The organism is Peloplasma aerotolerans, from assembly GCF_030012175.1.
Classification (GTDB): domain Bacteria; phylum Bacillota_I; class Bacilli_A; order Acholeplasmatales; family Acholeplasmataceae; genus Peloplasma; species Peloplasma aerotolerans.
The window spans coordinates 1-7,322 of the sequence record NZ_JASCXW010000048.1; the positions used below are offsets into that span (position 1 = coordinate 1).

Sequence of the window (7,322 nt, forward strand, 5' to 3'; positions counted from 1 at the left end):
CCTAGAAATTCATAGCAGTCCAACCCTAAGAATCTCATCTTTCATAGTGATCAGGGTAAACAATATACTGCAAAAGTGTTTAAATCCTATAATAAGCAAAATGAAATTACACAATCATTTTCAAAGAAAGGTTGTCCATATGATAATTCGGTTGCTGAGAGTTTCTTTGCGAGTATCAAGAAGAAAGAAATATATATAGACACATCTACAATAGTTATGTTCACTTAAGAATTTGTATTGACGGGTACGTTATCTTCTACAATGAAAAACGTCCACATGTACCTCTAAAATATACGACTCATACCGAATTCCAATTATCTATAAATACAAGCATAGTGAGTTGGAGTTCAATCTTTATATATGCTAGTTCGGAACCACATTACCCCTTGTAACTAGGATTGAAATAAAGTTCGGAACCACATTACCCCAAAATTAAATATGTCACTTTCGAGAAAGCAAATTTGCTCTCGACACGACTCGATAAAAGAAAAAGACCCTATTTCATTAGAAATAAGGTCAATTTCATTAAAATATCGCTATTATCCCCTGGTTTTGGGGAGTAATCAAAGATAACTTTGGTGTCATAGGAGCACAAATAAACTCGCGTTTTTTGATGAAAACACTTTAAAGTGTTCTTTTGTCCATCAACATACTTTTTAGAGGACAACAGAGGAAAGTGTAGGACAATGAAAGAAAAGTGTTCATTTGTCTATCAATGTACCCTTTGGAGGACAAGGTGGGAAACTGTGACTCTAAATCATTATTTGCCATCACTTATCTTACAAACATACCATACATCATGACCAACAAAACCGCATCGTCTATATAACATTTCGGGATTTGTTTTATTGTCTAATTTTCCCGATACTGTAATAAAACTAGATAGACTAGATAATCTATTGATAAGTTCATTGACAATCATTTTACCGTATCCTTTTTTACTATATTTGGGATTGATTTGAATCCACTCAAGGATTCCTTCTTGTGCTTCGGGATCATATTCAGCAATACCGGCAGCAATCATATCTCCTTCAAGAACTATCTTTACCCATAAATCATTACGATAGACTCTTCGGTTTATCCAATCATCAACATCATTTCTATCAATAGAAATATGCTGATCAGAATAACATAAATTAATTAGTTTAATTAGCTCGTGCAAATCTTTATTGATATCAATACTTTCAATCATAGGATTTCGTTCTGGAATTTCATTTAAGTGATGAATTAGTCGAAAATACTTCTCGATATGAAGTGATTTTACTTCAATTTGATTGAATGCCTTTTCATGATAGATTTTAATATTTTCAGGAATAGATATGACTTGTTGTTTCCAGTAGGGAATAGATAAGGTACCACATGGATCTTCTAAATATTTTTTCAGTAACATAGAATACCTTTCCTCCAGTTTAGTGAATTAAACTAAATATCATTTTTAATGTCTAAAAATCTGCACTTTTTACAAGTTCGAATAACTTGTGATTAATATATATCTTATCTCTACCAACCATTTCAGATACTAAAACGCCCGCTTTTTCCAACTCTATTAAATATGTCGATGCAGTTTTTCTACTGACACCAAGACCTTTTTTAACATAGCTAATTTTTGTATAAAACTCATGAAATAGCACATCAACAAGCTCTTTTGAATATATTTTTGGTAGTTTTTCTTTTATTTCTAGTTTGATAATGTCAATTAGTTTTACAATATCTTTCATGACATCAAGTGTATTGATTGACGTTTCTTCTATTCCTTTTAGTAAATATAGAATGAGAGATTCCCAATCATTTTCATCTCTAACGGATTGTAGATTAACATAGTATTGTTGTTTGTTTTTGTTGATATATTTGCTTAAATAAAGAATCGGTGAATCTAATAACCCTTTTAGCACCAAATATAGAATATTAATAATTCTTCCTGTTCTTCCATTGCCATCATAGAAAGGATGAATAGATTCAAACTGATAATGTATGATCGCTAGTTTAACGAGATCATCTACCTCATCATCTTGATTGATGTAGATTTCTAAATTAGTTAGTAAATCCATGATCACATCATAACTTGTTGGTGGTGTATAGATGACTTCTTTTGTCTTATCATTTACAAGAACTGTACCAGGAACTTTCCTAATCCCTGCATCGCTATTTTCGATGATACTTTGAATAGCGATGATCATATTGGTTGAGATGAATTTGTTTTGATTGACTAGTTCATATCCTCTCCACAAAGCTCGTCGGTAGTTGATGACTTCTTTTGAAGGCCCTGTTTCTTTAGCTCCACTCATCGCTTTATATAGTTCGTCATGTGTTGTAATGATGTTCTCAATTTCTGAACTGTTTTTTGCTTCATTAATCATTGCAGCATTGATTAAAATGTTTTTATTTGGAATGACATCAGAAAACCCTTTTAGTTCAGCTAAAGCTTTATGTGTATTTAATAATTGCTTCAGGATAATTATAGAATCAAATTTATCTTGTGGTGGTAGTTTCGAGAGTTTAAACATTTTACCCCTCCTTTCATTCCATTATATAGGAAGTTTTTACCTAAGTCAACATAATGTGAGTAAATTGTTCTGAATTTTACCTATATAATAAGGATTAAAGTAAAAAAGACCCGCTAGGAGTCTTTAAAGTTATCTATGGTGTCATAGGAGCACAAATAAACTCGCATTTTTTAGCGAAAACACTTAAAAGTGTTCTTTTGTCCACCAACATACCCTTTGGAGGACATGGTGGGAAAGTATAGGACAATTAAAGAAAAGTGTTCTTTTGTCCACCAACATACCCTTTGGAGGACATGGTGGGAAAGTAGAGGACATAGTTCATCGTTTATTTATTAAATATATTTTTCGGTACGTCTGTAAACAGTGAATAGCATAGGAAATTTCAACAACGTTAAATATCTATTCTAAGTATTTTTTTATAACTCATCGATAATAATAACGTACTTCCAACAAGATAAAACAAAATCAAAATTGCATATGATATTTGGCTAAAACTTAGATTACTAACTTGTGAGTTGATGAAAACAAAATATTTTTTAACAATTTCTGACACAACATCATTATTAATAATGAGTGAAACAACACTGAATATTCCTAAAACAAAAACCACACATCCAATAGTTGCAAATCCTGCCAAATAACTATTTTTAACCAGTGTCCTAATGTATATGCTTATCGATGCTATGAATAAACCGATGAAGAGATTCATAACAATTTTGGATAGAAAAAAGGTAGTGGTACTTATGCTTTTAACAACTCTTGTGGTTGTGTCAACGATTAAGGTGCTTGTATCTGGTAGTGATGAAGCTACTAGAATCGTAGCTATAGCATACAGCAACACAACCGATAGGATTGTTATTCCAGTGAATATCAACTTTCCTCGGAATATTGATTTTCTATCTATTTTTGTTTGAATAAGATTTTTTATATTTCCATTACTATAGTCTGAGTAGTTAATACTTAATGATAAGACGATACTTAAAAACCCAATAATGTAGAAGTTTAAGTTCCCCAATATGACAAGAAAAACACCGCCTTCTAAGCCTCTTGATGAACTAAGTGGATAGGTAAGATTCACATAATTGCAACTACTAGTTGATGTACTAACGTAGTGGTTATATTTCAGATATTCCATATGATATATTTCTTTATCAGCATCTAGGTTGGGGGGAAACATGAATCCCTCTGGGACATCAGTATTAATACCATATGCATACTCATACAATGCTTTATAGTAATCCCGTTGCTCTATATAATAAGTTTGTGTGCTTTCCGAACCACAGGTTACATTAGGTAGAATAATAACATTTCTATAAGCATATGCTGCTAAAAACAAAAACAAGATCATCAAAAATAGATAAATAATTTTTACCTTGTTTTTAAGGATTTTATGAAATTCATATTGAACAACCTTAAATGTATCTTTCACAAAATACCCCCACTAAAAATCAATCTTTTGAAATTTTCTTTTTTGTATTATATAGAAGATTATTGCGAAAATCGAATATCCTAATGTCCAGAAAAATGTTCTAAGTTGAGTGTATCTATAAAAATACTCAATATTGATAAATAATGCGTAATCTGCTGGATTGACGACATTATTCAAGTTGCCAATTTCAATGCTTTTTTCCATAAATAGGTAGAATAAAAATAACCCCAAAATTAACCAGAATATTATTGAAATGGTATATGTAAGATTTCTTGTTATTAATATGAGTAGATTTGTAATCAATGAAACAACTAAAACCAATATGATCAATCCCATCGATTGAAATAGAAAAGAGGTTAAACAGTTCAGGGCATAGTAGTCACCATTTATACTAACTAAAAACTCTGCTTGTGGACTTTGCAAACCAAATATGATGGCGATAAATAATGCGATGAATAAAACGCCATATACTGCACTCATTTGGAAAGCGAATTTCCCTAAAAAGACATTCTTTCTAGTTTCTTCTGAAGCCAAGATATTTTTAATGGTCCCACTTTGTATATCAAATAAAAATGTATAAATTGAGATGAATACTGTAAATAAAAGTATTAGTATATAAGTAGAATTGAATAGGTAAAACATCAACGATGTACCTTGGTGGATATTGAGTTTTCTTCCCGAATCGGTGATGTCAAGGTATTCATTTTCTATAGTCTGGGTTAGTAGTAAAAACTCAAGTTTATTCTTTTCGATGCGTAGGTTTTGTTTATGATAGTCAGATAATTCTTCATCTTCAAGTTCTTCATAAATTCTATTCAAGTTCACTTGGTAACCTGACAAAACTTGTTCTTTTGTTATTGATTGATTTGGGGATGAAAACGAAGTGAATGAGAATATCATTATTAAAATAGTGATAATAATGATAATCGAACCAATTAATGTAAAAAACAAGATTTTGTTTCCTCGCAACTTTTGGTATTCAAACTTGAAAATTTTCATTGTGCTAATCCATCAGTGGTAACTTTGGATAAAAACAGTTTTTCTAGGTTCTCACTTTCATTTAGATTGCTATCATATACAACATTTCCTTTGTCAATAATCACGACTTTGTCACAGATTTCATGAATATCTGATATAACATGACTAGATACAATGATTGTGCATCCTTGTTTTGCTAAATTTAAGATGAGGTCTTTGAATAATCTTGAAGTTACCGGATCAATTCCATTAAACGGTTCATCAAGGATTAATATTTCTGGATTATTGAGAATGGAATATGCAAAATATAATCGTTGTTTCATTCCAAGTGAATAATTTGAAACAAGTGAATTCTTTACATCGTCCAAACCTACTTCACATAAGACTTGATCTACTCTATCTTCTTTTACGGTATCGTAAAGTGCTGAAAGAATTTTTAGGTTATTTCTTCCTGATAGATCCTTGTAAAACGCAGGCGATTCAATCATGTACCCTAGAGGAACGGTATTATCATCCTTATTGTACACATTCCCATTGTATTTGATTTCTCCAGAATCTTTAAACGCAAGGGAGGTAACGATTTTCATCAATGTTGATTTCCCTGCACCATTTAATCCCAATAATCCACATACTGTACCAGATGCAACGCTAAAAGTAACATCATGTAGAACCTTTTTTTGTCCGTACTTCTTGTTGATATTAATAATTTCAAGCATATGTAATCTCCTTATAAACGTAAAATATTTCTTCTTGTTTGCAAAAAAACCACCTATTTTCAATTCATCTTATGAAAATAGAATAATAATTGCATAAAAAAATTATGTTAATTTGATACAATTCATTTCAGTGAGGTTTAGTTCTTTTTGAAAATTAGTCTAGTACCATCTAAAGATTAATTGCACACATTGAATTATCAAACCTAGTGATAGTACCAGACTTCAAATTTATAATTAAAAATAAGCATAAATTATCTATATTCTTTTCTATATATTCCATAAAAATAGGGTTCAACTGTTTCTATTCTATCATGACTATCTGGTCTTGTCACCATTATGTCACTAGTTCTCAATATTGCATTAGCTTGTTCGGAACCACGTCACCCCATATAAGTCGGTTCAAAATGAAGTTCAAGTCTCACCTTACCCTATAGAAAAAGACCAATTCTCGTTAGAAAATTGGTCTAATATCTCATAATTTTGTGCCGATAACCAATAGTGAACGCCCACGGCAACATACCTTTTAGAGGACAGCAGAGGACACTGTAGCCCATTAGCAATCAAACATAAAGTTGGTGCGGTCGATGAGATTTGAACTCACACGACTATTCAGCCACATGCCCCTCAAGCATGCGTGTCTACCATTCCACCACGACCGCTATTAAAAAAGGTGCAAGCACCTTTTTAATTGTTATTCAACTGCGAATATATAAGTATATATATCCTGCTTACCTTCTATCAAATCAACTTCAATATCAGGATTTAACTTCTTCGCATGTGCAACAATCATTTCGATTTCGTCTTCATCTGCATCATTGCCGTGGAAGATAGTTATAATTTCTTTTTCCATATCAATCATATCCTCAAGTAATACCTTAGCTGTTTCTAATCTATCTGGAGTTGATACTTTTATCTCATTTTTTGTAATTCCGATAAAGTCACCTGTTTTAATCTTAACACCATTTAACTCAGTGTCTCTAACTGCATAAGTGATTTCACCTGAACGCATATTACCAACAACTTCCATCATTGCTTCAAAGTTATCATCTAACTCACCTGTTGGATCAAATGCCATGAGTGATGAATATCCTTGAGCAATACTCTTCGTCTTAAGGACTCTAATCGATCTATCAGCACATAAGTCTAACGTTTGTTCTGCGGATAGAATAATGTTTTTATTATTTGGAAGTATGATGACATGTTCGCAATTCAAACTCTCTACAGCCTTAACGAATGCTTCTGTCGATGGATTCATTGTTTGACCACCGTCAATAATTAAATCCACGCCTAATTCTTTAAATGCTTCATGAATACCTTCGCCTGATGCTACTGCGATAATACCAAATTTAGATTTCTTCTTAGGTTTTTCTTCTTTAACTTCTTTTTTATGAGGTGCAATTTCATCACCCATAATATTAGAGTGTTGAATTCTCATATTTTCAATCTTAATCGTTTGTAAGTCTCCATATTTTTGAGCTAACGTTAAAGCTACACCTGGTTGATTCGTATGGACATGTACTTTTAACAATTCATCATCTGTAACAACAACCAATGAATCACCCATTTGTGATAAAGGATCTTTCATAAAGTTTTCATTAAACTTTTCAGGTTTATGTAATTTCACAATAAACTCAGTACAAAAACCAAATTTAATATCAACGTTACCTAAATTTTCAGCACCATGATAATGTTCTT

Annotated in this window: 6 protein-coding genes and 1 tRNA gene; all 7 read right to left on the minus strand. The window is 31.7% G+C overall.

The genetic code is table 11. The features are described from left to right. Positions 1–760: 760 nt before the first annotated feature. Complete coding sequence (locus QJ521_RS09040) at positions 761–1,390, minus strand: GNAT family N-acetyltransferase (RefSeq protein ID WP_282840159.1); 630 nt, start codon at positions 1,388–1,390, stop codon at positions 761–763. A 52-nt stretch (positions 1,391–1,442) separates the two neighbouring features. Then, on the minus strand, positions 1,443–2,504 hold the full coding sequence (locus tag QJ521_RS09045) for a Fic family protein (protein WP_282840160.1): 1,062 nt from the start codon (positions 2,502–2,504) through the stop codon (positions 1,443–1,445). A 391-nt stretch (positions 2,505–2,895) separates the two neighbouring features. Beyond that, positions 2,896–3,933, minus strand: a complete 1,038-nt coding sequence (locus QJ521_RS09050) for a hypothetical protein (RefSeq protein ID WP_282840161.1) — start codon at positions 3,931–3,933, stop codon at positions 2,896–2,898. 12 nt (positions 3,934–3,945) lie between these two features. Then, positions 3,946–4,932, minus strand: coding sequence for a hypothetical protein (locus tag QJ521_RS09055; protein ID WP_282840162.1), 987 nt, complete (start codon positions 4,930–4,932; stop codon positions 3,946–3,948). Continuing rightward, complete coding sequence (locus QJ521_RS09060) at positions 4,929–5,627, minus strand: ABC transporter ATP-binding protein (RefSeq protein WP_282840163.1); 699 nt, start codon at positions 5,625–5,627, stop codon at positions 4,929–4,931. Before QJ521_RS09060 ends, QJ521_RS09055 begins: the two co-directional genes overlap by 4 nt. Positions 5,628–6,200: 573 nt before the next feature. Then, positions 6,201–6,286, minus strand: a tRNA-Leu gene (locus tag QJ521_RS09065). Between the two features lie 32 nt (positions 6,287–6,318). Continuing rightward, positions 6,319–7,322: DAK2 domain-containing protein (locus QJ521_RS09070; RefSeq protein WP_430757354.1), on the minus strand; the 1,004-nt coding region annotated here is incomplete at its 5' end.